Source organism: Actinomadura montaniterrae, assembly GCF_008923365.1.
Classification (GTDB): Bacteria; Actinomycetota; Actinomycetes; order Streptosporangiales; family Streptosporangiaceae; genus Spirillospora; species Spirillospora montaniterrae.
Window position 1 is genome coordinate 41,169 of record NZ_WBMR01000006.1, and the last position, 25,365, is coordinate 66,533.

At 73.9% G+C, this 25,365-nt stretch carries 23 protein-coding genes; 13 read left to right on the top strand and 10 right to left on the bottom strand.

Annotated features, from left to right (window positions below; genetic code table 11):
• Positions 1 to 5 precede the first annotated feature (5 nt).
• Positions 6 to 1,202 (top strand): MFS transporter, encoded by a 1,197-nt coding sequence (locus F9B16_RS04070; RefSeq protein WP_151538455.1) that lies wholly within the window; start codon positions 6 to 8, stop codon positions 1,200 to 1,202.
• 29 nt (positions 1,203 to 1,231) lie between these two features.
• Positions 1,232 to 2,152, top strand: a complete 921-nt coding sequence (locus F9B16_RS04075) for an NADP-dependent oxidoreductase (protein WP_151538456.1) — start codon at positions 1,232 to 1,234, stop codon at positions 2,150 to 2,152.
• A 48-nt stretch (positions 2,153 to 2,200) separates the two neighbouring features.
• On the opposite strand, the gene F9B16_RS04080 is transcribed toward F9B16_RS04075, so the two are convergent.
• On the bottom strand, positions 2,201 to 3,457 hold the full coding sequence (locus tag F9B16_RS04080) for an extracellular catalytic domain type 1 short-chain-length polyhydroxyalkanoate depolymerase (RefSeq protein WP_151538457.1): 1,257 nt from the start codon (positions 3,455 to 3,457) through the stop codon (positions 2,201 to 2,203).
• A gap of 175 nt (positions 3,458 to 3,632) precedes the next feature.
• On the opposite strand from F9B16_RS04080, the gene F9B16_RS04085 reads away from it, so the two are divergent.
• The gene (locus F9B16_RS04085; protein WP_151538458.1) at positions 3,633 to 4,307 is read left to right on the top strand and encodes a phosphatase PAP2 family protein; all 675 of its coding nucleotides are present in this window, start codon (positions 3,633 to 3,635) and stop codon (positions 4,305 to 4,307) included.
• Here F9B16_RS04085 and F9B16_RS04090 read toward each other — a convergent pair.
• Positions 4,292 to 4,909, bottom strand: a complete 618-nt coding sequence (locus F9B16_RS04090; RefSeq protein WP_192808615.1) for a TetR/AcrR family transcriptional regulator — start codon at positions 4,907 to 4,909, stop codon at positions 4,292 to 4,294. The two genes, F9B16_RS04085 and F9B16_RS04090, sit on opposite strands and share 16 nt — an antisense overlap.
• A gap of 84 nt (positions 4,910 to 4,993) precedes the next feature.
• On the opposite strand from F9B16_RS04090, the gene F9B16_RS04095 reads away from it, so the two are divergent.
• Positions 4,994 to 5,899, top strand: coding sequence for an oxygenase MpaB family protein (locus tag F9B16_RS04095; RefSeq protein WP_151538460.1), 906 nt, complete (start codon positions 4,994 to 4,996; stop codon positions 5,897 to 5,899).
• A gap of 8 nt (positions 5,900 to 5,907) precedes the next feature.
• On the opposite strand, the gene F9B16_RS04100 is transcribed toward F9B16_RS04095, so the two are convergent.
• Together F9B16_RS04100 and F9B16_RS04105 are read right to left on the bottom strand one after the other, a co-directional pair.
• On the bottom strand, positions 5,908 to 8,352 hold the full coding sequence (locus F9B16_RS04100; RefSeq protein WP_151538461.1) for an ABC transporter permease: 2,445 nt from the start codon (positions 8,350 to 8,352) through the stop codon (positions 5,908 to 5,910).
• Positions 8,349 to 9,041, bottom strand: a complete 693-nt coding sequence (locus F9B16_RS04105; protein ID WP_151538462.1) for an ABC transporter ATP-binding protein — start codon at positions 9,039 to 9,041, stop codon at positions 8,349 to 8,351. Before F9B16_RS04105 ends, F9B16_RS04100 begins: the two co-directional genes overlap by 4 nt.
• Positions 9,042 to 9,265: 224 nt before the next feature.
• Here F9B16_RS04105 and F9B16_RS04110 point away from each other — a divergent pair, with 224 nt between their 5' ends.
• Both F9B16_RS04110 and F9B16_RS04115 read left to right on the top strand, forming a co-directional pair.
• On the top strand, positions 9,266 to 10,555 hold the full coding sequence (locus F9B16_RS04110; protein ID WP_151538463.1) for a sensor histidine kinase: 1,290 nt from the start codon (positions 9,266 to 9,268) through the stop codon (positions 10,553 to 10,555).
• Complete coding sequence (locus F9B16_RS04115; RefSeq protein ID WP_225991334.1) at positions 10,552 to 11,343, top strand: response regulator; 792 nt, start codon at positions 10,552 to 10,554, stop codon at positions 11,341 to 11,343. The genes F9B16_RS04110 and F9B16_RS04115 overlap by 4 nt, the downstream gene beginning before the upstream one ends.
• A 91-nt stretch (positions 11,344 to 11,434) precedes the next feature.
• On the opposite strand, the gene F9B16_RS04120 is transcribed toward F9B16_RS04115, so the two are convergent.
• Positions 11,435 to 11,842 carry a hypothetical protein gene (locus F9B16_RS04120; protein ID WP_151538464.1) on the bottom strand — a complete coding sequence of 136 codons (408 nt, stop codon included), beginning with the start codon at positions 11,840 to 11,842 and terminating at the stop codon, positions 11,435 to 11,437.
• Positions 11,843 to 11,993: 151 nt separating this feature from the next.
• Positions 11,994 to 12,716 (bottom strand): TetR/AcrR family transcriptional regulator, encoded by a 723-nt coding sequence (locus F9B16_RS04125; protein WP_225991335.1) that lies wholly within the window; start codon positions 12,714 to 12,716, stop codon positions 11,994 to 11,996.
• Positions 12,717 to 12,907: 191 nt separating this feature from the next.
• On the opposite strand from F9B16_RS04125, the gene F9B16_RS04130 reads away from it, so the two are divergent.
• Entirely contained in the window at positions 12,908 to 13,828 is a 921-nt protein-coding gene (locus F9B16_RS04130; RefSeq protein WP_151538465.1) for an SDR family oxidoreductase, read from the top strand.
• Positions 13,829 to 13,840: 12 nt separating this feature from the next.
• On the opposite strand, the gene F9B16_RS04135 is transcribed toward F9B16_RS04130, so the two are convergent.
• Both F9B16_RS04135 and F9B16_RS04140 read right to left on the bottom strand, forming a co-directional pair.
• Positions 13,841 to 15,457, bottom strand: coding sequence for an amidohydrolase (locus F9B16_RS04135; RefSeq protein WP_151538466.1), 1,617 nt, complete (start codon positions 15,455 to 15,457; stop codon positions 13,841 to 13,843).
• Positions 15,447 to 16,133: a TetR/AcrR family transcriptional regulator gene (locus F9B16_RS04140; RefSeq protein ID WP_151538467.1), complete on the bottom strand. Its 687-nt coding sequence runs from the start codon at positions 16,131 to 16,133 to the stop codon at positions 15,447 to 15,449. Before F9B16_RS04140 ends, F9B16_RS04135 begins: the two co-directional genes overlap by 11 nt.
• Before the next feature lie 68 nt (positions 16,134 to 16,201).
• Here F9B16_RS04140 and F9B16_RS04145 point away from each other — a divergent pair, with 68 nt between their 5' ends.
• On the top strand, positions 16,202 to 17,632 hold the full coding sequence (locus F9B16_RS04145; RefSeq protein ID WP_151538468.1) for a purine-cytosine permease family protein: 1,431 nt from the start codon (positions 16,202 to 16,204) through the stop codon (positions 17,630 to 17,632).
• Positions 17,633 to 17,658: 26 nt separating this feature from the next.
• Positions 17,659 to 18,684, top strand: a complete 1,026-nt coding sequence (speB, locus tag F9B16_RS04150; protein ID WP_151538469.1) for an agmatinase — start codon at positions 17,659 to 17,661, stop codon at positions 18,682 to 18,684.
• Positions 18,685 to 18,687: 3 nt separating this feature from the next.
• On the opposite strand, the gene F9B16_RS04155 is transcribed toward speB, so the two are convergent.
• Together F9B16_RS04155 and F9B16_RS04160 are read right to left on the bottom strand one after the other, a co-directional pair.
• Positions 18,688 to 19,482 (bottom strand): SAM-dependent methyltransferase, encoded by a 795-nt coding sequence (locus F9B16_RS04155; RefSeq protein WP_225991336.1) that lies wholly within the window; start codon positions 19,480 to 19,482, stop codon positions 18,688 to 18,690.
• Positions 19,483 to 19,793: 311 nt separating this feature from the next.
• Positions 19,794 to 21,302 (bottom strand): tannase/feruloyl esterase family alpha/beta hydrolase, encoded by a 1,509-nt coding sequence (locus F9B16_RS04160; RefSeq protein WP_225991337.1) that lies wholly within the window; start codon positions 21,300 to 21,302, stop codon positions 19,794 to 19,796.
• Positions 21,303 to 21,914: 612 nt separating this feature from the next.
• Here F9B16_RS04160 and F9B16_RS04165 point away from each other — a divergent pair.
• The 4 genes from F9B16_RS04165 to F9B16_RS04180 are packed head-to-tail and all read left to right on the top strand — an operon-like array spanning position 21,915 to position 25,309.
• Positions 21,915 to 22,871 (top strand): ABC transporter substrate-binding protein, encoded by a 957-nt coding sequence (locus tag F9B16_RS04165; RefSeq protein ID WP_151538471.1) that lies wholly within the window; start codon positions 21,915 to 21,917, stop codon positions 22,869 to 22,871.
• Positions 22,868 to 23,698 (top strand): ABC transporter permease, encoded by an 831-nt coding sequence (locus tag F9B16_RS04170; RefSeq protein WP_225991338.1) that lies wholly within the window; start codon positions 22,868 to 22,870, stop codon positions 23,696 to 23,698. Before F9B16_RS04165 ends, F9B16_RS04170 begins: the two co-directional genes overlap by 4 nt.
• Entirely contained in the window at positions 23,695 to 24,477 is a 783-nt protein-coding gene (locus F9B16_RS04175; RefSeq protein ID WP_225991339.1) for an ABC transporter permease, read from the top strand. The genes F9B16_RS04170 and F9B16_RS04175 overlap by 4 nt, the downstream gene beginning before the upstream one ends.
• A 1-nt stretch (position 24,478) precedes the next feature.
• Entirely contained in the window at positions 24,479 to 25,309 is an 831-nt protein-coding gene (locus tag F9B16_RS04180) for an ABC transporter ATP-binding protein (RefSeq protein WP_151538472.1), read from the top strand.
• Positions 25,310 to 25,365 lie beyond the last annotated feature (56 nt).

Sequence of the window (25,365 nt, forward strand, 5' to 3'; positions counted from 1 at the left end):
CGATCATGCGCACGTACGGGGAGCTGTTCCGCACGCCCGAGTTCGCGCCGCTGTTCCTGACGTCGGCGGGCAATGTCGCGGCGCAGACGGTGAGCGGGCTCGCGCTCGCCACGCTCGTCTACGCCCGGACCGGCTCGCCGCTGCTGTCGTCGCTGGCGATGTTCGGTCCGGCGCTCGCCCAGCTGGCGGGGGCGCTCGTGCTGCTGTCGGCGGCGGACCGGCTGCCGCCGCGCGCGGCGCTCGCGGGCCTGTCGCTGCTGTTCGCCGCGGGCACCGCCGCGCAGGCCGTCCCGGGCCTGCCGGTGTGGGGCGTGTTCGCGATCGTCCTCGGGCTCGGGGCGGCGAACGCCGTGGGCGGCGGGGTGCGGTACGGGCTGCTGAACGAGATCCTCGACCGGGACGGCTACGTGCTGGGCCGGTCGGTGCTCAACATGTCCGTCGGCCTCATGCAGATCCTGGGTTTCGCGGCGGGCGGCGTCATGGTCTCCGCGCTGTCGCCGCGCGGGACGCTGCTCGCCGGCGCCGCCCTGTACCTCGCGGCGGCGCTCGCCGGACGGTTCGGGCTGAGCCGCCGCGCGCCGCGGGCCACGGGCCGGGCGACCGCGGGCGAGACGTGGCGCAACAACGTGCGGCTGTGGTCGTCGGTGCGGCGCCGGGCCGTCTTCCTCGCGCTGTGGATGCCGAACGGGCTGATCGTCGGCTGCGAGTCGCTGTTCGTCCCGTACGCGCCGGGGCACGCGGGGCTGCTGTTCGCGGCGGGCGCGGCCGGGATGCTCGCCGGGGACGCCCTCGCCGGACGGTTCGTCCCGCCCGGGTGGCGCGGGCGGCTGGACGCGCCGATGCGGCTGCTGCTGGCCGTCCCGTACCTGGTCTTCGCGCTGCGCCCGCCGCTGCCCGTCGCGGTGGCCGCGATCGCCGCGGCGAGCGTCGGGTACTGCGCGACGCTGCTGCTCCAGGAGCGGCTGCTGCGGCTGACCCCGGACGGGCTGAGCGGCCACGCGCTCGGCCTGCACTCGTCCGGGATGCTCGGCATGCAGGGCGTCGGCGCCGCGCTCGCGGGCGGCGCCGCCCAGCTCACCTCGCCCGCGACCGGGATGGCGGTGATGGCGGCGGCGTCGGTCGCGGTGACCGCGGCGCTGGCGCCGTGGCTGCGGGACCGGCCCGCCGCGCCGCCCGGCGAGGCCGCCGCGCAGCGGGTTTAGCGGGCGGGACCGGAGGCAGGCTGAGGGGCATGCGTGCCGTCACCTACGACTCCTATGCCTCCGACAACTCCCGCCTCACCGCCGGCGAGGCGCCCGACCCCAAGCTCGGCCCGAGCGAGGTGCTGGTCGAGGTGCGCGCGGCGGGCGTCAACCCGGTCGACTGGAAGGTGATGTCCGGCGGGCTCGACGGGATGATGGACACGGTGTTCCCGGTGATCCCCGGCTGGGACGTCGCCGGGGTCGTCCGCGCGGTCGGGCCGGACACCCCGGAGTTCGCGCCCGGCGACGAGGTCATGGCCTACGCCCGCAAGAGCGTCGTGCACGGCGGGACGTTCGCGGAGCTCGTCACGGTCCCCGCCGTCCACTGCGCGCGCAAGCCCGCGGCGCTCGACTGGAACCAGGCGGGCGGGCTGCCGCTCGCCGGGATGACCGCGCAGCGCTCGCTCGACCGGCTCGAGGTCGGCAAGGGCGACGTGCTGCTGGTACACGCGGCGTCCGGGGGAGTGGGGGGCTTCGCGGTGCAGATCGGCGTCGACCGGGGCGCCCGCGTCATCGGCACCGCGTCCGAGGCCAACCACGGCTACCTGCGCGAGCTCGGCGCCGAACCGGTCTCCTACGGGGACGGGCTGGTGGAGCGGGTCCGCGACCTCGCGCCGGACGGCGTCACGGCGGTCGCCGACTTCGTGGGCGGGCAGCTGGACACGACGCTCGCCGTGCTCGCGCCCGGCGGGCGGCATGTCTCCGTCGCCGACAACGGCGTGGAGCAGCACGGCGGCCACTGGATCTGGGTCCGCCCGGACGGCGCCAAGCTCGCCGACCTCGCGGCGATGGCCGACCGCGGCGCGCTGCGCGTTGACGTCGCGAAGACGTTCGCCCTCGACGGCGTCGGCGCCGCGTTCGACGAGAGCCGGAGCGGCCACACGCGCGGGAAGCTCGTCATCACGCCGTGACCGGCACGAGGCCGGGCCGCCGCGGAGCGGACGGCCCGGCCCCGCGGTTCAGCAGCCGGAATCGGAGATGACGTAGTAGCCCTCGGACGTCTCCTTCAGCGTGTGCGTCACGAACACGTTGTAGAGGCCCATGTTCTGGTTCGAGCCGTTCGCGTACGTGTAGCCGCCGCTGGTGTGCGCCCGTCCGGCCGTCACCTGCGCGTAGTTGGTCGCGGTGAAGCACTGGGGCGTCCAGCCGCCCGGATCGCCCGGGTCACCGGGATCGCCGGGGTCGGTGCCGGACGAGCCGTCGAGGCCCCAGAACTTCGCCGTGTAGGACGTGGAGCAGATGGCGTCGAGGAAGTACGCGCCCGTGCTGCCGCACTGGTCGGCGCCCGATCCGGGGTCGACGGCGAGGCCGTGGCCCATTCCCGAAATGGAGTAGACCTCGACGGCGGGTTTCCCGTGCGCGTCGTTGTAGACGCTCTGCGTGGTGCCGCCCGGCAGGCTCTGCGTGCTCGACGGCGTCTGCGAGATGCCCCAGACGTTCGTCCACTGGTCGCGCAGTTCCGTGGCGTTCACCGGATAGACGGTGTAATCGGCGGTGCCCTGCCAGATGGCGACGCGCGGCCACGGGCCGGTGTATCCGGGATGGGAGTTGCGGACCTTGTCGCCCCATTGCGCGGGCGTCAGGTTCTGGTTGTTCATCTGGCAGCCGCTGGCGGCGGTGAGGCTGGTCGCGCATTGCGCGGGAAGTCCCGAGTCGACCGCGCCGCCGGCGAACACGTCCGGGTAGGCGGCGAGCAGATCCGCCGTCATCCCGCCGCCCGCGGAAAGGCCGGTGAGGAACACCCGGTGCGGGTCCGAGCCGTGCTGCTGCTCGGCGTAGGACACCATCTGGACGATCGACGAGGCCTCCGTGCCGCCGCGCGCGTCCTTCGCCGGATCGAACCACTGGAAGCACTTCTGGATGTTGTTGGACGTGCTGGTCTGCGGGAACACGACCGCGAACTTCCACAGGTCGGCGTACTTGGGCCAGCCGGAATGGCCGTAGTAGTCGTCGGCGCTCTGCGTGCAGCCGTGCAGGGCCACGACGAGCGGGGCGCCGGACGGCAGCCCGGCCGGCACGTACTCGTACATCTGCAGGTTCCCGGGATTGGACCCGAAACCGGTGACCTGCCGGTAGGTGCCCGTTTCGGCGTGCGCGGGCGCGGCGGTGGCGGCCGCGCCGGCCGCACCGGACGCGGCGGCGAGGAGGACGAGGGCGGCGGACGACGCGAGCCGTTTCGCGAGGCGCCGCACAATGCGCGGGGATCGTCGATGCATGAAGGGCTCTCCCGGATCGGTCGAACGGGGGTGGAGATCGGGAAGGAGGGCGCCCATCCGGAAGTCAAACCGATCCGGGTCCTGCGGGAAATGTGCCGGGCGGCCATGCCTGCCCGTCCCGGTTATGGCTCCGTACCCCATGCGTCACGGGATGTGAGCGGGGAAGACCGTGTGTATGCGCCGACGGTCGTGGGGCTGGTACCTCGTGGCCGTCGCGGTCATGGCCGGTGTCACGGCGGACGTGCTCGCCGACGGCCCGCTCCGGCGTCTCGACTGGACGGTCCACACGTTCTGCGACGCGCATGTCCGGGGCGGGTGGATGTCGGCCGTCCATGTGTTCACCCAGCTCGGGCAGCGCGGCGTCATCGCGGGGTACGTCCTCGTCCCTCTGGCGATCCTCGGGGCGGTCCGCGCGCGCTCGGCGCGTCCCGTGCTGGTGCCGATCGTGGTGGTGGCCCTGCTGTCGCTGCTGCAGGAGGGCGTGAAGTCGGTGATCCCGCGGACGTATCCGCTCAGCGACGTCGACGTGCTGTGGAAGCACGGCGACGCCTACCCGTCCGGGCACACGCTGAACGGGTTCCTGCTCGTCTGGGTCGGGATCGAGCTGCTGGTCGTCGTCGTCCCGGCCCTCGACCGGTGGCTGACGGCGCGCGGCAGGCGCGACTTCGCGCTGGTCACCGGGTTCCTGACCGGGGCGGCGCTGACCGCGGCGGACGAGCACTGGCTGACCGACGTGCTGTTCAGCCTGGCGCTCGGCCCGGTGCTGCTGGCCGGGCTGGTGGCGGCGGAGCCCTTCACCCGGCGGCTGTGGGCGGGGGAGCCGGTGCGGGGCCGCTACCCGCGGATATAGCGGATCACCAGCTCCGCGAGCTCGTCGATCATCCGCTCGCGGGGGATCGGCGGCCGGTCGAGCACGTACCGGATCGACAGCGTGCCGACGGTCTCGGCGAGGATCCACAGGGCCGCGTCCACGTCCAGGTCGTCGCGGAACGCGTCCCGGTTGACCAGCAGGTACACCCGGACGAGGTCGGTCAGCCGGCGCTGCAGCGCGGCGAGCTTGTCGAACGGGCCGAGCCGCGGGATCTGCTCGACGATGACGCGCAGCAGGTCGGCGTGCTCCTCGAACAGCCGCATCTGCACGTCGAGCAGCGCGCGGCCGGCCTCCTGCCACGAGTCGTTCATGGTCGACTCGATCTGCGCGCCGAGCCGGTCGGCGAGGTGGTCGGCGAACCGGTCGATGACGGTGATGACGATGGCGTCCTTGTTCGGGAAGTACTGGTAGAGCGAGCCGTTGCTGATCCCGGCGGCGCGGGCGATGCGGTTGGTGGACGCGCCGTCGTACCCGCGCTCGGACAGAACGCGAGTGGCGGCGTCCAGGATCCGTTCCACGGTGTGCCGCGACCGGTCCTGGCGCGGCGTCCTGCGCGGTGAAAGGGCAGGTGGGCGGGGCATCGGCGGGGCCTCCCCGGACGCGACTTGTAAGCGACTACTTATTCGCGTTTCACTGTAGCCGAGACGCCATCGGGAGGCGAGACCATGACAGTGACCGAGAACGCGCCCGCCGCACGGGCCGTCGCGCGCCCCGAGCCCGTCCCGTTCGAGCCCGGCTCGATCCTGTGGGACACCATGGGGCTCTACACGTCGGCGATCGCCGGCAACAGCGTGTTCATCCTGCAGACCATGCATCCGGCGATCGGCACCGTCGTCGACCGGCTGTCCAGTTTCCGCCGCGACCCGCTCGGCCGCGCCGCGCGCAGCTTCGCGTCCGTGCAGACCTGGGTGTACGGCGGGACGACCGCGATCGAGGAGGGCAAGCGGCTCCGCCAGATGCACAAGCCGCTCAGCGCGGTGGACGAGGACGGCCGCAGCCACCACGCGCTGTCGGCGGAGCCGTGGGCGTGGGTACACCTCACCGGCTTCTACGCGGCCGTCACCGCGTCGAAGTACTTCGCTCCCGAGCCGATGGACGCGGACGAGCAGCAGCAGGTGTTCGACGAGTTCATGAACCTCGGCCGCATCCTGCAGGTGCCCGAGCGGATGATGCCCAAGACCATCGACGAGTACTGGGCGTACTTCGACGACATGGTGGAGAACACCCTCGTCCCGCACAAGGTCGCCCTGGAGGTCCTCGACCGGATGGACAAGCTCCCGCCCGGTGTGCCGGCCGCGCTGCGTCCGGTCGCCGCGCCCGTGATCGGGCTGACCGGGAGGCTCGGGCGGTTCATCTCCACCGGCACCCTGCCTCCGGCGGCCCGCGAGAAGCTCGGCCTGTCCTGGAGCAAGGCCGACGAGCGGCGGCTGCGCGCCGTCGGGCAGGTCATCGGACGCAGCACGCCGCTGCTGCCGGAACGCGTCCGCTACATGCCGATCGCCTACCGCGCCCGCCAGGCCGCCCGCGCTCAGGAGAAGCTCCGCCAGGTCCTCGACACCCGTCCCCTCTGACGGCGCGTTCACTCGGTGCGGAGGGCGGTGGCGGTGCGGGCCTTCGCGGCCCAGCCGGCCGGCAGCAGTGCGCCGAGCACCGCGATCACGATGCCGCCGAGCGCGAGCGGGACGACCAGCGGCACGCGGTAGACCCCGACCATGTGCGCGGTCAGCCGGGTGCCCGCCGCGTCCCCCATCAGCGGCAGCACCAGGTGGTGCAGGGCGACGCCCGCCGGCAGGCCCGCGAGCCCGCCGGCCGCGCCGAGGCCCGCGACGGACGCGAGCACCATCGCGACGGTCTGCCGCGGCGACATCCCGATCGCCTTGCAGACGCCCAGGTCGTGGACGCGCTCCCGGGTGTCCAGGACGACGGCATTGAGCACGCCGAGGCCCGCGACGGTGACCAGCATCAGCGTGAGCAGCCCCGCCAGCGAGTCCAGCACGACGATCGTGCTGCTGACGTCGTCGGCGGCGGCCGTCGCCTGCGCGCCGAGCGGTTTGAGCGCGCTGTTCAGCCCGCTGAGGTAGGACGCCGTCGAGACCCCCGGCTTGAGCCGGACGAGATACTCGTCGGCCGCGCCCCGCTTCTCGATTCCGGCGAACGAGGTGGCGGCAGCGTGTACGTGCATCCCGTCGTTCTCGAGGTCGAACGCCTCGCCCACGATCCGCAGCCGGACCGCGGCGCCCTGGTCCTGCACGGTGATGGTGTCCCCGATGCGGTGGCCGGTCGCGTCGAGGAAGTGCGTCGGCACCACGGCCTGGCCGGGGCCGGTGATCCAGTGCCCCGCGATGATCTCGTAGGCGCCCGCCCGCAGATCGTGCTGGTAGAGCTGCAGGTCGACCCCGCCCACGACGCCCGTCACGGTCACCCGCGCCCTGCGCACGCCGTAGTAGGACGCCGTGCCGGGCTGGGCGGCGATGGCGGCCTCCACCTTCGCGCCGTCCACCGGAGACGGGCCCGGCCCTTGCCCCGGCCCCTGCGCGGGCGCCTGCCCCGGCCCCTGCGCCGGTCCCTGTCCCTGCGCCGGTCCCTGTCCCTGTGGGGGCGCCTGCTCCTGTCCCTGCGGAGCGGGGCCTCCGCCCATCACGCTGACGGCGGCGTTCGCGGCGGGGTCGCGGGCGGCGCCGATCGTGTTCAGCGACGCCGCGAGGCCGATCGCGAACGTCGCGGCGGCGGTCCCGAACAGCACGGCCGCGAGCATCGACGCCGACCGGACGGGACGCGCGAACGGGGTCGCGAGCCCCAGCGTCACCGCGCGCGGCAGCGGCAGCCGCCCGGCGAACCGCTGCGCCCACCGGCCGCGTCCCGTGCCCGGCGCGCGGCCGACCGCGATCGCCTCGACGGTCCGCAGCCGTCCCGCCCGCAGCGCCGGGACGAGCGCGGCGACCGCCACGACCAGCAGCGCGCCCGCGGCGACGGCGGCGTCCACCCACCAGGCGACCGAGAGGCCGGTCGTCCCGTACACCTGCTGCACGTCGCCGAGCAGCGGGTACGCGATCAGGTTCCCGAGCACCACGCCCAGCGCGGTGCCCGCCGCGGCCGGGACGAGCGCCTGCGCGACATAGGCGCGGACGACCTCGGCGGGCGTGCAGCCGATGGCCTTCAGGATCCCGATCCGGCGCAGGTTCGCCCCGACCATGCCGCCGACGACGCCGGCGACGACGATGACCGACATCCCCAGGCCGAGCGCGCCGAACGCCATCAGGAAGGGCACGAACGTGGCCGCCTCGCGGTCGGCGACGTACTTGGCGTCCAGGTACGACCGGGTGCCGGCCAGCGCGCCCTTCGGCAGGGCCGCCGCGACCTTCGCGCGGTCGGCGGCCAGCCGCGACTTCGTCGGCGACCCCGAGAACCGGTACAGCATCTGGTCCGTCCCGGGCGCCTTCGCCGAACGGAGCGCGGCCACCCCGGCCGGCGTCATCCACGCGTCGGCGGAGCCGGTGACCGAGCGGGCCCGGCCGACGACCGTCAGGGTCCCTCCGCCCGGCAGGGTCAGCGCCGACCCGGTCTCCGCCACGTCCGGCGGGAGATCGGCCGGCAGCATGATCTCGTTCCCGGCGGACGGCCACCGTCCCGCCGTGACCTCCAGCCGGTCCACGGGACCGCCGGGGGAGGAGCGCCCCGCGACCGTCAGCTCGGGCAGCGGGCCGCCGCGCTGCGCGGTCGGCGAGAGGACCGTGACCGGGAACGGCCCGGCGCTCGCCGCGACGCCCGGCAGGTGCGCGGTCGCCGCGGCCTGCGCCGCCGTCGCCTTCCCCGCGTCGATCTGCGCGGTCAGGTGCGCGCCGTGTGCGCGCGCGAAGGCGTGGTCGAACGGCGCCGACGACGCGACGACCAGCGACCCCGCGACGACCGCCGACGCCACCGCCATCAGCGTGGCGAGCGCGACCACCAGCGTCTGGACGCGCCGCCGCCCCACCCCCGACCGGACCACCCGGCCCAGCACCGACCCGGCGAACCGCGCGCTCATCGGGCCGCCCCCGCCCGCTCGTCGGCCGCGATCGTCCCGTCGACCAGCGTGACCGTCCGGGTCGCGAGCGACCGCGCCAGCGCCATGTCATGGGTGACCAGCACGATCGTCTGCCCGCCCCGGTGCACCTCGGCGAGCAGCTCGCGCACCTCGTGGCCGGACGCGGTGTCCAGCGCGCCCGTCGGCTCGTCCGCGAGCAGCAGCGCCGGACGGTTCACCAGCGCGCGCGCCACCGCGACGCGCTGCCGTTCCCCGCCCGACAGCCGTCCCGGATAGGCGCCCGCGTGCCGGTGGACGCCGAGGATCTCCAGCAGCTCGGCGGCGCGGTCCGCGGCCTTCCGGCGCGGCGTCCCCGCGAGCTGCGCGGGCAGCCGGACGTTGTCGGCGACGGTGAGGTCGTCGAGCAGGTTGAAGAACTGGAACACGAACCCGATCCGCTCGCGCCGGAAGCGGGCGAGGGCCGCCTCGCCGAGCCGGTCGACGCGCCGCCCGTCCACCGTCACCGTCCCCGCGGTCGGCCGGTCCAGCCCGGCGACCAGGTTCAGCAGCGTGGACTTCCCGCTGCCCGACGGCCCGACGACGGCGAGCGCCTCGCCCTCCGCCACGTCCAGCGACACCGGCCCGAGCGCCGGCGCGCCCGCGCCGCCGTAGGCCTTCGCCGCGGCGTCCAGCTCGATCACATGTCCCATGAGGCTCCCGCCCTCCGCGTGCGGGCGGCGTGCGGGCCGCCCGGTGTCAGCGGACGTGAAGCTATGCGCGGCGGGGCGTCCGGGTCGTCCGCCGCCGCGCCGACATTCCGTACACCGCGCGGCCGACCCCGCCGGGCGTCATCCTCGCGATGTACGCCGCGCGGCCGACCGCCCCGCCCGCGAAGCCGATACCGGGTCCGGGCGGCGGGGGACAGAATGGGGAAATGCACGTGGAAACGGCGCGCGAGGGGCGCGGGCGGCTGCGCGGCCTGCTCCGGCCGGAGCCGGCGGGGGAGCCGCCGTCGCGCCGCGCCCTCGCCGCGGACGCGCTGTTCGCCCTCGCCGTGACCGCCGTGGCGCTGCTCGTGGCGGCGCAGACGGGGAACGGGGACCAGCCCGACAGGGTGGACTTCGGCGGGCCGCTCGCGCCCGACGCCCCCGTCCCGCCCGGGTTCGGCGAGCACCCCGACCCCGTCCACCCGTCCTGGACCCTGACCGTGCTGACGACCCTGCCGCTGGCGTTCCGGCGCCGGTACCCGCTCGCCGCGTTCTGGGCGGTGCTGACGGCGGCGTGGGCGCTGCGCCACGGCATGACCTGGGTGACGGTGCTGGCCTGCCTGATCGCCGGGTTCGGCGCGATCGCCTACAGCCGCTACCGCGTGCAGGCCGTCGCGAGCCTCGGCGTCGCGGCCGTCCTCGCCGGCCTCGCCTACCGGGGCACCGCCGCCTCCCTGCCGGACTGGTCGGCGCCGTTCTTCGTGCTGCTCGCCGCCGGCGTCCTCGCGATGGCGGTGCGGTTCTGGCGGGGCCGGCTCGCCCAGATCGAGCGGGCGCAGCAGGAGGCGACGCGCCGCGCGGTCGAGGTGGAGCGCGCCCGGATCGCGGCGGAGCTGCACGACGTCGTGACCCACAACGTGAGCGTCATGGTGATCCAGACGGGCGCCGCCCGCAAGGTGGTGGACGCCGACCCCGAGCTGTCGAAGAAGGCGATGCTGGACGTCGAGGCGAGCGGCCGCGCCGCGATGGCGGAGCTGCGGCACGTCATGGGCCTGCTGGCGCCGTCCGGCGAGGGCGACGGGGACGGGGGCGGGGAGGCGGGCGGCGGCGTGCCCGTGCCGCAGCCGGGCCTGGACCGGCTCGCCCCGCTCATCGACCGGGTCCGCGCCACCGGCCTGCGCGTCACCGCCGACATCGACCCGCCGCCGGGGACGCTGCCGCCGGGCGTCGACCTCACCGCGTACCGGGTGGTGCAGGAGGCGCTGACCAACGCGATGAAGCACGCGTCGGGCGCGTCCGCCGCGGTGGCGGTCCGCTGCGACGGCGACGACCTGCGGATCGAGGTCACCGACACGGGCGGCGCGCCCGGCGCCGGGACGGGCGCGCGGATGGGCGACGGCCGCGGCCTGATCAACCTGCGCGAGCGGCTCGCGGTCTACGGCGGGACGCTGGAGTCCGGCCGCACCCTCGCCGGCGGGTTCCGCGTCGCCGCCACGATCCCCTGGCGGACGCCGTGACCGCCGCGGACGCCGGCGGCGGGAGCGGGGCGCGCGGCGCGGCCCTGCGGGTGGTGATCGCCGACGACCAGGCGCTGGTCCGCACCGGCTTCCGGATGATCCTCGCCGCGGACGGCATCGACGTGGTCGCCGAGGCCGCGGACGGCTTCGAGGCGGTCGCCGCCGTCCGCCGCACCCGTCCCGACGTCGTGCTGATGGACGTCCGGATGCCGGAGATGAACGGCATCGAGGCGACCCGGGAGATCACCGCGGCCGGCGGCGGCGCCCGCGTGCTGATCCTCACCACCTACGACCTGGACCACTACGTCTACGCGGCGCTCACCGCGGGCGCGAGCGGCTTCCTGCTCAAGGACGTGACGCCCGAGCGGCTGACCGCGTCGGTCCGGCTCGTCCGGGCCGGGGACGCGCTGCTCGCGCCGGCCATCACCCGCCGCCTCATCGAGCGCTTCGCGCCCCGGGAGGACGACCTCCGGACGCGTCCGGCCGTGCACCGCGACCTGTCCCGGCTGACGCCCCGCGAGCTGGAGGTGCTCGGGCTGCTCGCGACCGGGCTGTCGAACGCCGAGCTCGCCGACCGCCTCACGCTCAGCGCGGCGACGGTCAAGACGCACGTGGCGCGCATCCTGGCGAAGCTGGACCTGCGCGACCGGGTGCAGGCCGTGGTGCTCGCCTACGAGACGGGACTGGTGTCCGCGGGACGCGGCCCATCGGCAAGCGGGCCGTCAGGAAGCGGAGGAAGCGGAGCAAGCGGAAGCGGGCCGTGGGGAAGCGGCGATTCGGGGCGCTGAACCGCGCGTTCCGGAGATCGTTTTTCTGGTGCGGCGAATTCCCCGGGCACCGGCGTTCTCCCCGCATTTCGGAAAGCGCGGTCCGGGCCGATCATCCGCACGGCCCGAGCGCCAGTTCGCTCGCCATCTGCGCCCACGCGTCGAGCGCGTCGTAGGAGGTGTCGTAGCAGTGCGCGAGGTTGAATCCGGACGCCGAGCGGACGGCGAGGTGCGCGCGGCCGTCCGGCGGGCCCTCCAGCACGACGGCGGCCCGGGTGCTGTTGACGCGCATGTCCGCGAGGTGGTCGCCGGCGTCCTGGATGGCCAGCGTGACCACGTCCCAGAACACCCGCTCGGCGGCGGCGCAGTCGACGAAGCTGCCGAGCCGCAGGATGCCGTTCGCGCTGACGCACAGCAGGGCCGGCGCGGCGGCGCTGGTGAGCATGTACCGCCAGGTCCGCCATGTGTATTCCAGGTGGACGGCGTGATCGGTGAAGTCGTCCTCGTCAATGTCGGTCATCGCGCGCTCTTCTGGACGATGCTCTCGGCATGGCGGCCTCGCGTGCCACGGGCACGGAGATGGTGGTACGGGACGGTACCACGGTGCCGTACGCGCGCCTACCGTGCCGGAGAAGGGAAATTCGGCGGGGCCGCGAGCGGCGGCCGAAAGGTCAGTTCCGGGGATCCGGAAAACCGCCGGAGCGGCCCGCGGACGGTGCGCCGCCGCGGTTTTCCGGCACCGGCCGGAACAGCGCGATCGTCGCCTCGACGGCGACCTCGGTGATGTCGCGGACGTCCGCGCCGTCCTCCACCAGGGTGGCGGTGAGCTCGCGGAGCCCGCCGATCAGCATCAGCGCGAACGGGCGGGTGATCGGATGCGCCCCGGCCCGGACCATCTCCGGGTTCCCGGTCACGTCGCGCAGCAGCCGGAACAGCGTGTCGACCGCCTCGCGCTGCATCCGCCGGGCGGTGCCGGCGCCGAGCGCCTGCAGCTCGCGGATCCAGCTCAGCGTGATCTCGGGTTCGGAGGCGACCATGTCGACGTACGCCTCGACGCCCTGCCGGATCTGGGTCTCCCACGGCGCGGCGGGGTCGATCGCCTCGGCGACGCGCCGGCGCAGCATCCGGTTCGTCACCTGGAGCAGCTCGACGAAGCAGGCGTCCTTGGTCGGGAACTCCTCGTAGAAGGTGCGCCGGGACGTGCGGGCGTGGCGGACGATGTCGGAGATGGTGGTCTCGCGGTAGCCGCGCTCGCGGATCGAGTCGGCGAGGCCGGCCAGCAGGCGCCCGCGGAAGGACGCCGCGCCGCTGGCGCCCTCGGGGCCCCCGGCGTCCGTGCCGCCGCCCCGGCCGGGCCCCCGCGCCCCGCCGACGGACACTCCAGCGTTTTCCACCGTTGGAAAGCTATCTCATCGGCCTTCGTGGTGCCGGTGTCCCGTTCATCCGGATCCGGGCCGCGGGCGCGTGACCGGAGCCCATTGACATCAGAGGGTTCCCGTCGCATCGTTTTGAAAGCCAATTCTAGAAATGGCTTCTAGCATGCGGCGGTGCCGGCACCCGGCCGCCCGGGACGGAGGGAGCGACCATGACCGCGATCGCCGACGGACGGGTGGTCATCGTGACCGGGGCGGCCCGGGGCATCGGCCGCGAGCACGCGCTGGAGTTCGCCCGGCACGGCGCCCGCGTGGTCGTCAACGACCTGGGCGCGCAGGTCGACGGGACGGGCTCGTCCGACGGCCCGGCGGGCGAGGTGGTGGACGAGATCCGCGCGATGGGCGGCGAGGCCGTCGCCGACGGCACCGACGTGTCCGACTTCGAGGGCGCCCGCCGGCTCGTCGCCTCGACCGTCGAGCGGTTCGGCGACCTGCACGTCCTGGTGAACAACGCGGGCATCCTGCGTGACCGGATGCTGGTCAACATGTCCGCGGAGGAGTGGGACGCGGTGATCGCCGTCCACCTGCGCGGGACGTTCGGGCCGCTGCGGCACGCCGCCGCGTACTGGCGGGAGCGGCACAAGGCCGGGCACGAGGTCGACGCGCGCGTCATCAACACCAGCTCGTCGTCGGGCATCTACGGCAACGCCGGGCAGGGCAACTACGGCGCGGCCAAGGCGGGCATCGCCGCGCTGACCGTGATCGCGGCCCGCGAGCTGCGGCGCTACGGCGTGACCGTGAACGCGGTGGCGCCCGCCGCGCTGACCCGGATGACCGAGAACCTGGTGCCGGGCCGCGAGCGCCCCGCCGAGGGGTTCGACCCGGCGGACCCGTCGAACATCGCGCCGCTGGTGGTGTGGCTGGCGAGCCCGGGGGCGCGCGGGATCACCGGCCGGGTGTTCAACGTGCGCGGCGGGCGGATCAGCGTCGCGGAGGGCTGGCGCGCCGGGCCGGTCGTCGACAAGGGCGCGCGCTGGGACCCGCACGAGCTGGACGACGTGATCCCCGCCCTGGTGGAGAAGGCGCGCCCGAACGTCCTGCCCGACGGCGTCACCCCCGAGGACGGGGCCTGACCGGCGAGAGGCTCACAGCGCCGGGTCGCGGTGGGTGATGCGCCCGTCCAGGACGGTGAGCAGCACCGGCAGCGCGGCGAGGTCGGTGTCGGCGACGGAGAGCGGGTCGTCGGCGAGGACGGTGAGGTCGGCGCGGTACCCGAGCGCGATCCGGCCCGCCACCGCCTCCTCGCCCGCGGCCCGCGCCGGGTTGACCGTGCAGCCCTGCAACGCCTGCAGCGGGGTGAGGGCCTGCGCGGGGCCGTGCGGCGGCTCGGTCAGGTCGCGGCCCGGCCGGCGGTGCCGCGCCCCGGCCATGACGGCGAGCGGCGGGAACGGCGCGATCGGCCAGTCCGAGCCGAGCACGACCGTGGCGCCCGCGTCCCACAGGTCCCGGCAGCGGAACGCGCGGGACGCCCGCTCCTCGCCGAGCCGGCGCGACCAGTTGTCGGTGTGGTCGGCGCGGGTGTACTCGCAGCAGTGCGTCGGCTGCATGGACGCGGTGACGCCGAGCGCGGCGAAGCGCCGGACGGTGTCGTCGGGCACGGTCTCGATGTGCTCGACGCGGTGCCGGACCGGTGAGCCCTCCCCGCCCGCCGCCTTCTCCACGGAGTCGAGGACGTGCCGGACGGCCGCGTCGCCGATGGCGTGCGTGGCGGTCGGGACGCCCGCGCGGTGCAGCTCGCCGATCACGCGGGTGTAGGCGTCGGGGTCGGGCCAGAAGGCGTGCGTGGACTCGCCGTGGCAGTCGGGGCGCTCCAGCCAGGCGGTGCCGTTGTCGATGGTGCCGTCCATGAACAGCTTCACGCCGGCGACCGTCCACAGCCGTCCGCCGGTGCCCTGCTCGGCGATGAGCCGCGCGAGGCCGCCGGCGTCACCGCCCGGCTGGCACCACGGCGCGACGCGCAGGCGCAGCGGCAGCGCGCCGTCAGCGTCGAGGCCGGCGAGGACGTCCAGGCCGTGGCCGTCCATGACGTGGCCGCCGGTGAGGCCCGCGGCGGCCATGCCGCGCAGCACCGCGGCGGTGCGTTCGCGCTGCTCGGCGGGCGTCGGTCGGGGCGCGACGTCCTCCACCAGCGCGCAGGCGGCGTCCTCCAGCAGCAGGCCGGTGGGGCGGCCGTCGCCGTCGACGACGATCTCGGCGCCCTGCTCGAACCGGCGCGGCCCGTCGATCCCGGCGAGCTCCAGCGCGCGCGGGCCGGCCAGCATGGAGTGCGCGTCGAACAGGTCGACGGCGGCGGGGACGTCCTGGAAGGCGGGGCCGAGCGCGGCGGCGGTGATGGCCTCGCCGCCGAACACGTTGGGGTCGAGGCCCCAGCCGCGCAGCCATCCGCCGGGCGGCAGCTCGCGCGCCGCGCGGGCGAGCGCGTCCCGGACGGCCGGCAGGTCGCGGCAGCCGGACAGGTCGACGCCCATCGTCCGCTCGGCGCCCGCGACCGGGTGCATGTGGCCGTCCACCAGCCCGGGCGTGACGACGGCGCCGCGCAGGTCGAGCACCGCCGTCCCCGGCCCGGCGAGCGCGCGGATCTCGCGGTCGTCGCCGAGGGCGGTGATCCGGCCGCCGGCGGCGGCCAGCGCGGTGTGCGGCGACGGCCGCCCGTCCACGGGATCGAGCAGCCGGGCGGACAGCAGCACCAGGTCAGCGGGCACAGGGGGCTCCTTCGTCGCGGGCCGGGCGGGGCACGTGCGCCGCGGTCACCCGGGCGACGAGGCTCCCCTCCGGCAGGTCGAGCTCCCGCTCGGCGATGACGACGGCGAGGTGCGTCACCTCGGGCGGGCGGTCCGATCGGTCGGTGTTGGCATGGGAGCCGAGCCCGTCGAGGACGACCAGGATCCGCCGGGCGGTCACGTCGGGGTCGCGGGCCTGGAAGACGCCGGCCTCCACGCCGTCCCGGACGAGCCCGGCCAGCCGCTCGCGCCACAGCGTCTCCTGCCGGTCGACGCGCTCGCGCAGCGCCGGGCGGTAGCGGCTGAGGTGCCAGGCGTTCAGCCACAGCCGGCTGACCCCGTCGTATCCGGCGCCGGTCGTGAGCACGAAGAAGCGGGCGAGGTGCTCCAGCGGGCTCCCGGCGGGCCGGTCGGCGGGGATCAGGTCGTCCAGCTCGGCGGTCGCCGCGGCGCCGAACGCCTCGGCGACCAGGTCCTCCACCGCGGGGAAGTAGTGGCTGATCAGGCCCGGGCGGACGGCGAGCTCGTCGGCGACCCGGCGCAGCGTGACGCACTCCAGGCCCTCCGTCAGGGCGAGCGCGGACGCCGCCGCGACGATCTCGGCGCGGCGGGCCTCCGGCGTCTTGCGGACCCGTTTCGGTGCGGCTCTTGACAACATCGCCTCCACGTTATTGGTTATGCGACCAATAGACAAGGTTCCGGTGCTCCACCCTCCGGAGGACACGCATGGCGTCCACGATTCCAGACCCCCAGGGGCAGGCCCCCGCGCCCCCGCACGCCGCCGACCGGGCCGGCCGCGTCGAGGCGCGCGGCATCGACTTCATCCCCGAGACCGAACGGCACGGCCGGCCGCGCGAGCTGTTCGCCGTCTGGGCCGCGCCGAACGTCAGCTACCTCGCCCTCGTCATCGGCGGCGCCCTCGTCCTCATGGGCCTGGACCTCGCGCAGGCGCTCGTCCTCACCGTGCTCGGGAACCTGTTCTGGATCCTCGTCGGGCTGCTCGCGGTGAGCGGCCCCGCGGCCGGCGCGCCCAGCGAAGTGATCATGAGGGCGATGTACGGGATCCGCGGGAACCGGGTCAACATCGCGGTGAACGGCTGGTTCGTCTCCGTCTGCTACCTCGCGCTCAACTGGGCGGCGGCCTCGCTCGCCGCGTTCGGGCTGCTGGAGGAGCTCGGCGTCCACCCGGGCACGCCCGTCAAGGTCGTCACCATCGTCGCGATCGCCGCCGCGACGCTCGCCATCAGCGTCTACGGGCACGCCACCATCGTGAAGCTGTACGGGCCGCTGACCTGCGTGCTCACCGTGGCGTTCGTCGTCCTGTCCGGGTACGTCGCCACGCACGCGCAGTGGGACTACCGGCCGCAGCACGCCCTGCACGGGGCCGCGCTGTGGGCCGCCCTGTCCGCGGGCCTTGCCCTCGTCGCGTCCGGCCCGCTCTCCTACACCAACAGCGCCGACTTCTCCCGGTACCTGCCGTCCGGCGCCTCGCCGAAGGCCATCGCCGGATGGACCGCGCTCGGCGCGTTCATCCCCAGCGTCGTGTTCACCGCGCTCGGCGCCCTCGCCGGGACCGTCCTCGACATGTCCGACCCGCAGACCGCGCTCGCGACGATCCTGCCGTCCTGGTTCACGCCGGTGTTCCTGCTGTCGGTGGTGCTCGGCACCATCGCCAACAACGCCATGACCGCCTACAGCTCCGGCCTCGCCCTCCAGGCCGTCGGCGTCCGCCTCCGCCGCTCGCGCAGCGTCGCCCTCGACGGCACCCTCGGCGTCGCGCTCACCCTGTACGCGCTGCTCGTCTCCAACTTCCTCGACACCGTCAACAACATGCTCCAGCTGATGGTCGCGCTGCTCGGCCCCGCCATGGCCATCTACGCCGCCGACATCCTGCTGCGCCGCAACCGCTACGACGGCCGGGCCCTGAGCGACGAGTCCCGCGACGCGCCGTTCTGGTACCGCGGCGGCGTCAACCGGGCCGGGGCGGTCGCGCTGCTCGCCGGCGCCGCCGTCGCCTCCCAGTGCCTGAACACGACCCTCTACACCGGCGAGCTCGCCAAGGCGGCCGACGGTGTCGATCTCTCCCTGCCCTCGGGCATCCTGATCTCGGCGGCCGTCTACGCCGCGCTGATGCGCGGCCGCCGCGCCGCCGCCTGACACCCCACGAAACCGGAGGACGCCGAATGACCACGTCGCAGCGGTACGGACCGCAGTACGGCCCCGACATCACCTTCCTCGGAGTGCCGCGCTGCACCTGGTCGGACCCCGCGACCTACGCCGACGCCGACGTGGTCATCCTCGGCGCCCCGTTCGACGGCGGGACGTCCCACCGGCCCGGCACCCGGTTCGGCCCGCAGTACATCCGGCAGACCTGCTACCTGCCGCAGGACGGGTCGCGGCCGTCGCTGGCGCTGCGCGTGGACGGGCTCCAGGGCGACCTGACCGTACACGACGCCGGGGACGTCGAGATGTACTCCGGCGACGCCGAGCGCTCCGTCCGCGACCTCCAGGAAGCGGTGCACGCGATCGCGAGCAACGGCGCGATCCCGCTGGTCCTCGGCGGCGACCACACCATCGCGTGGCCCGACGCGGCCGGGGTGGCGCAGCACCTCGGCCAGGGCCGCGTCTCGATGATCCACTTCGACGCGCACGCCGACACCGGCGACATCGAGTTCGGCTCGCTGGTCGGGCACGGCACGCCGATGCGCCGGCTGCTGGAGTCCGGGGCCGTCCGCGGCGACCGGTTCCTGCAGCTCGGCCTGCGCGGCTACTGGCCGGGCCCCGAGACGCTCGCGTGGATGGCCGAGCAGGGCATGCGCTCCTACGAGATGACCGAGATCGTCGCGCGCGGGCTGGAGGAGTGCCTGACCGAGGCGTTCGCGATCGCCACCGACGCGTGCGACGGGGTGTTCCTGTCCGTCGACATCGACGTGTGCGACCCCGGGCACGCCCCCGGCACCGGCACCCCCGAGCCCGGCGGCCTCACCGCCCGCCAGCTGCTCGACGCGGTGCGCCGGATCGCCTACGAGCTGCCGGTCGCCGGCGTCGACGTGGTCGAGGTGTCACCGCCCTACGACCACGCCGAGATCACCTCGGCGCTGGCGAACCGCGTCGTCCTGGAGGTCCTGTCGGGCATCGCGCGGCGCCGCCGCGACGAGCGCGACGGCACCACGTGGGACCCGCGCCAACCGCTCCTCGACGGCCGCTAGGGACTACGGCTTGCGGGCGACGCCGCAGAGGGTGGACGTCTTCGGCGCGTCGTTGAACGGGTTGGGCTCGGGACGCCAGTCCTCGCACGCCACCACGCCCGGCTCGACGACCTCCAGGCCGTCGAAGTAGCCGATGATCTGCCCGGGCGGGCGGAGCCGGTAGGGGACGGCGCCGGTGTCGTCGTACTGCTGCTGCGCCTCGTTGTGCGCCTCGTCGGTGTCGGTGTCGTCGTAGAGGGCGAGGTAGCTGCCGGGGCAGAGGCCGCCGGTCAGCGTGCGGATGATGGTCAGGACGTCGTCGTAGGAGTCGACGTGGCCGAGCACGCCCATGAGCATCACCGCGATGGGCCGGTCGAAGTCGAGCTTCTCGCGCGCCGCGCGCAGCACCTGCTCCGGCTGGAGCATGTCGGCCTGGATGTAGCTCGTCTCGCCCTCCGGACGGCTGGTGAGCAGGGCGTGCGCGTGCGAGAGGACCAGCGGGTCGTTGTCGACGTAGACGATGTGCGACTCCGGCGCGACCCGCTGCGCCACCTCGTGGGTGTTGTCGACGGTCGGCAGCCCCGTGCCGACGTCGAGGAACTGCCGGATCCCCTGCTCGCCCGCCAGGTAGCGGACGGCGCGGGCGAGGAAGTTGCGGCCCGCCCGGGCGATGTCCACGATTCCCGGGTACACCTGCAGATACTGGTCGCCGGCGGCGCGGTCGACGGGATAGTTGTCCTTGCCTCCGAGCCAGTAGTTCCAGATACGCGCGGAATGCGGTACGGACGTGTCGATGATGCTGCCCGGCTCCTCGGTCACGGCATACTCCCCAATTCGCGGTTCGCCCCTTCAGGGGACAAAGTAGCAGCCCGATCTTCGGCCGCACGGGCGCGCAGTTGTCACGCGCCGCCGGGCGGGCCCGCCCGCAGGCCCGCCCGCGCCCCTGCCGCATTGGGCCTGGGAATTGTCCCCGCAGAACAGGCGCGCGGGCGGTGCGAATTAGGGACGCCGGCCGGACAGTTCCGCGGCCCCGATCGGCCCCATAAAGGGCGAACCTCGGGTCCCGGTTTCGGATGACCGCTTGAACGCGGACCGTCCCGGGAAGGGGAACTCGCCGTATTCGGCTTCGCTCATGACGAAATGGCGCCCGGCTCGCGGGTCAGCCAGGTCTGCGACGGGCGGCAGACCAGGCGCGTGCCGTCGGCGCTGCACCAGGTCTGATAATCGCCGGAATAGAGGCGCTCGCCCAGCCAGTGGTAGCCGGGGCCCGGGTCGCGGCGGGGCGTGCTCGCGGTGAAGTTCGACGCGTCGTCGATGCTCCCCGTGCCGTCGTAGCGGGCGACCCGCGGGTACGGGTAGACGGGCCGGGTGCGCGCGACCGTCCCGTCCGCGATCTTCGACGCGACGATCGTGCCGGGCCGCCGGCCGCTCTCCGTCCACGCCATCACCGGGGTGAGGACGTCGAAGGCGTCGGGGCCCTCGCCGCCGCCGCAGTGCGCGACGCCCGGGAACAGGTAGAGCCTCGCGAAATCGTCGACCGCCTTGCGGCCCATGCTCTTCTGCATGGCGTCGTAGTAGGCGAGCGTGCTCTGCGGCGAGATGTGCTGGTCGCTCCAGCCGTGCCAGAGCAGCAGCTTGCCGCCGCCACGCTGGAAGCGGCGGAGGTCGGGATCCATCGCGGACAGGTACGACGACGACTGCACCGTCTTCCAGAACGACTCGACCGTGAACTTCAGATCCGACAGCTTCCAATCGGGTCTCACCTGGTTGGTGTAGCCGAGGTAGCGGGCGAACGACTCCACGAAGTTCTGGCTGCCGACCGTCTGCCCCTGCTCGGCCGGGACGAACAGCGTCCATTCGAGCTCGGAGCCCCACTCGTGGGAGATCGCCGGCTCCAGCCGCCGGCCGTGCTCGTCCACCGCGCCGTCGTGCAGCCGCCGCACCACGCCGGCCTCCGCCCTGGTCAGGCACGTCGACGGGTCCTGGCCGGACGCGCACACGATCGTCGCCGGGTCGAAGCCGCAGCGCCGCGGGTCGTCGATCAGGCCGTCCTTCAGCCCGTCGAGCCCGTCGCAGGCCTTCAGCACCGCCTGGTGGATCAGCGGCAGCTTGCCGGCCAGCAGGATGTAGCGGCCGTCGGCGTCCAGGTTGGTCAGGACGTTCCAGGCGTGGTGGAAGGTGTTCTGCACGACCATGTCGTTCGCGGGCGCGCCGGCGGCGATGCCGTCGAAGTCGCCCGGGTACCGCTGGGCCTCCATCAGGCCCTCGCGGCCGCCGTCCGAGCAGCCGTCGAAGTAGGAGTAGGCGGGGGAGCGGCCGTAGAACCGCTTGATGAGCGCCTTGGCCGCCTGCGACGTCACGTGGACGCCCCGGTAGGCGAAGTCGATCTGCGCCTGCGGGTCGTCCGCCGCCCACGACCCGTCCGGCGAGCCCTGGTGGCCCATGTCGGTCGTCGCGCTGGCGATGGTGCCGTCCCGCGCACGTCGACGCCTGCGTGTAGTTGATGGTGGAGCTGCCGCACTCGCCGCCGCAGCCGGTCTGCAGGTACCGCTGCGTCCAGCCCTTGACGGGCAGCCGCATGACGATGGTGTCGGCCGGGGCGATGGTGCCCCGCACGTCGCAGTACGGCGCGGGCGCACCGGCCGTCGCGACGGTCGCGGACGTGATGGTGACCGGTGCGTCGGTCGCGCCGTCGAGGCGGAGGCCCGCCAGGTCGGCGCAGTCCATCACCGGCTCGAGCGCGGGGAGGTCCGCGAGCCCGTCCGCCGTGATCCGCGGGGTCCGGGGCTGCGCCGACGCGTCGCCGGTCCCCGCCGCCGATACCAGAGCCGCGACGAGCAGCGCCGCGACGAGCGCGCCGGCGACCGCCCCGATCCGGCCGCGCGCGCGTCTCAGGACGCCCGCTCCGACCACCGTGCCCCGAGTGAAGAACCCATGCATGGAGTACCGCCTCCTCGGCTGGGCGGGCCCGCTGCCGCCGGGCCGCCGACCGCGGCCGGGTGAACCGCATGCGGATGCTACAAAAATGGCGACAATCCAACAAGCAATCTGGCGCACAGGATCTGGACATCCCGCTGCATGGGGCGCATCCTCCGAGTAGTCCACCCGCTGAGGGTGCAAGTTCCGGCCGGTTGCCCGAGCTCGGACTGTCCAACTTTGGTTTCTAAATCGTTGACAATCTTGTCCATGGATCCTTAGCATCGCCGTCACGCCAGAGGGACCCCACCCGACCGACGCCCAGGAGAAGCACCGTGAAACGAATCCGGGCGGCTCTGGCCGCCACCTCCGTACTCCTCCTCGCAGCGTGCGGCGGGGGCGGCGGTTCCTCCAACGCCTCCGACAAGGGCCCCGCCACGGTGAAGGTGAGCGTGATCCCGATCGTCGACGTGGCGCCCGTCTACCTCGGCGACCAGCAGGGCTTCTTCGCCGAGCAGAAGCTGAAGCTCCAGTTCGAGACCGCCCAGGGCGGCGCGGCGATCGTGCCCGCCGTCGTCAGCGGCCAGGTCGACTTCGGGTTCAGCAACTACACCTCGCTGGTGCTCGCCCGCTCCAAGGGCCTGCCGCTCAAGGTCGTCGCGCCCGGCAACGCCTCGACCGGCGTCGACAAGAAGGACTTCGGCGGCGTCGTCGTCAAGGCCGGCAGCCCGATCAAGACGGCCAAGGACCTCGCCGGCAAGCGCGTCGCGGTCAACACCCTGAACAACATCAACGACACGACCGTGCGGGCCTCGATCCGCAAGGCCGGCGGCGACGCGAAGAACGTCAAGTTCACCGAGCTGGCCTTCCCCGACATGCTCGCCGCCCTCGACAAGGGCAACGTCGACGCCGTCCAGGTCGTCGAGCCGTTCCTCACGACCGCGCTGAAGAACGGCGGGCGGCTCGTCGCGTCCAACTACGTCGACACCGCCCCGGACCTCACCATCGCCGCGTACTTCACCTCGCAGAAGACCGCCGCGTCCAAGCCCGACCTGGTCAAGCGGTTCGCCGCCGCGATGCAGAAGTCGCTGCAGTACGCCGACCAGCACCCCGACGCGGTCCGCAAGGTCCTCGGCACCTACACCAAGATCGACCCGTCGGTCGCGGCCGCGCTGACGCTGCCGAAGTTCCCGACCCAGGTCAACGGCGCGGGCCTGCAGACGCTGGAGAACCTCGCCGTCCAGGACGGGCTGATCAAGAAGGCCCCGGACGCCAAGGAGCTCCTGCCGTGACGGCCGCGGTGACGGCGGACGCCGTGGGGGACGGCCGGGGCGGACGCCGTCACCGCACCGCGCCCGGCTGGCTCCTCGGCCTGGCGGGCCTCGCCGGGCTGATGGCGCTGGCCGAGGCCGTGCCCCGCGCGGGCCTGGTGAAGGAGCGGTTCCTGCCGCCGTTCAGCGACATGGTGTCCGCGCTGGCCGACGAGGCCGGGACGGGCGCGTTCTGGCGGGCCCTGCTGGAGACGCTGCGCGGCTGGGCGATCGGCCTCGCCGTCGCGACCGCCGCCGGCGTCGTGCTCGGCGTCGTGATCGGCGGCCTGCCGCCGGTGCGGGCGGCGATGGCCTCGACCATCGAGTTCCTGCGGCCGATCCCGTCGGTGGCGCTGATCCCGCTGGCCGTCCTGCTGTACGGGACGACGATGCGCGCCACGCTGCTGCTGGTCGTCTACGCCTCCTTCTGGCAGGTGCTGGTGCAGGTCCTGTACGGGGTGCGGGACGTGGACCCGGTCGCCCGCGAGACCGCCCGCTCCTACCGCTTCCGCACGCTGACGCAGGTGCGGACGGTCCTGTGGCCGACGGCGCTGCCGTACGTGATGACCGGGTTCCGGCTGGCCGCGGCGGTCGCGCTGATCCTGGAGATCACCGGCGAGCTGGTCATCGGGTCGCCGGGCCTCGGCAAGCAGATCGCGGTGGCGCAGAGCTCCGGCGCCGTCGCGTCCATGTACGCCCTGGTGATCGTCGTCGGCCTGATCGGGGTCGTCGTCAACGTGATCGTGCGGGCGGTCGAGCGGCGCGTGCTGCGCTGGCATCCGTCCGTCCGGCGGGAGGTGGTCTCGTGACGGTCCCGGCCGCGCTGCGGCGGGCACTGCTGCTGCTCGGGATGCCGGTCGTGCTCGTCGCGGCCTGGTGGACCGCGACGGCGGGCAGCACCGACTTCTTCTGGCCGCCGCTCCGCACGATCCTCGGCACGTTCGACGACACGTGGTTCCACGGCCGGATCACCAGCGACGTCCTGCCGAGCCTCGGCCGGCTGGCCGCGGGCTACCTGCTCGCGCTCGCGCTCGGCGTCGGCCTCGGCGTCGCGATCGGCTCGGTCCGGGTGCTGCGCGCCCTGCTGGAACCCGTCCTGGAGTTCTTCCGGGCGATCCCGTCGCCGGTGCTCGTGCCGATCCTGATGCTGTTCGCCGGCATCGGCAACGGGATGAAGATCCTCGTCATCGTCTCCGGGTGCGTGTGGCCCGTCCTGCTGAACACGGTCGAGGGCGTGCGCGCGCTCGACGAGGTGCTGCAAGACACCGCGCGCTGCTACCGGATGCGCCCGCACTCGCGGCTCGTCCACCTGGTGCTGCGCGGCGCGAGCCCGCAGATCACCGCCGGGGCGCGGCAGGCGCTGTCCATCGGGATCATCCTGATGGTGATCAGCGAGATGTTCGCCGCGAGCAACGGGGTCGGCTTCACCATCATCCAGTTCCAGCGCGGCTTCTCGATCCCGCAGATGTGGAGCGGGATCATCCTGCTCGGCCTGATCGGCATCGCCCTGTCGGCCGCCTTCCACGTCGTGGAGACCCGGGTGCTGCGCTGGTACACCGGCCTGCGCCGGGCACAGCGAGAGGGCTGAGATGACCACTGCACCGACCGGCGCCGGAACCGCCGGGACGTCGACCGCGCTGCTGGACGTCCGCGGGCTGAGGAAGGTCTACCAGGGCCGGGGCCGCTCCGTCGAAGCCGTCCGGGACCTGACCTTCGCCGTCGAGGCGGGCGAGCTCGTCTGCATCGTCGGGCCGTCGGGCGCGGGCAAGACGACCCTGCTGCGCTGCGTCGCGGGCCTGCTGGGCTGCACGTCCGGGGAGGTGGTGCTCGAAGGGGAGCGGGTGACGGGCCCGCCCCGCGGCATGGCCGTGGTCTTCCAGGAGTACGGCCGCAGCCTGTTCCCGTGGATGACCGTGCGGCAGAACGTCGAGCGGCCGCTGAAGGAGAAGCGGGTCCCGAAGGCGGAGCGGCGGCGGCTCGTCGACGAGGCGCTGGAGGCCGTCGGCCTGGCGAAGGTCCACGACGCGCACCCGTGGCAGCTGTCCGGCGGCATGCAGCAGCGGGTCGCGATCGCCCGCGCGGTCGCCTACGAGCCGCACATCCTGCTGATGGACGAGCCGTTCGCGGCCGTGGACGCGCAGACCCGCGCCGACCTGGAGGACCTCGTCCGCTCCCTGTGGAAGCGGCTCGGCGTCACCGTCCTGTTCGTCACCCACGACATCGACGAGTCGGTGTACCTCGGGCAGCGCGTCATCGTGCTGTCGAACTCGCCGACGGTCGTCCTGGAGGAGGTCCCGATCGACCTGCCGGACGAGCGCGACCAGCTCACCACCCGCGCCGAGCCCCGCTTCGCCGAGCTGCGGACCCGCATCTACAAGCTCGTCCAGCGGGCGAAGGACGGCCACCGGCCCGCCGGGTGAGGCCGGAGGGACGAGGCGCCGGGCGCCCTAGAATCGATCAGCGGATCCCTCGGCGA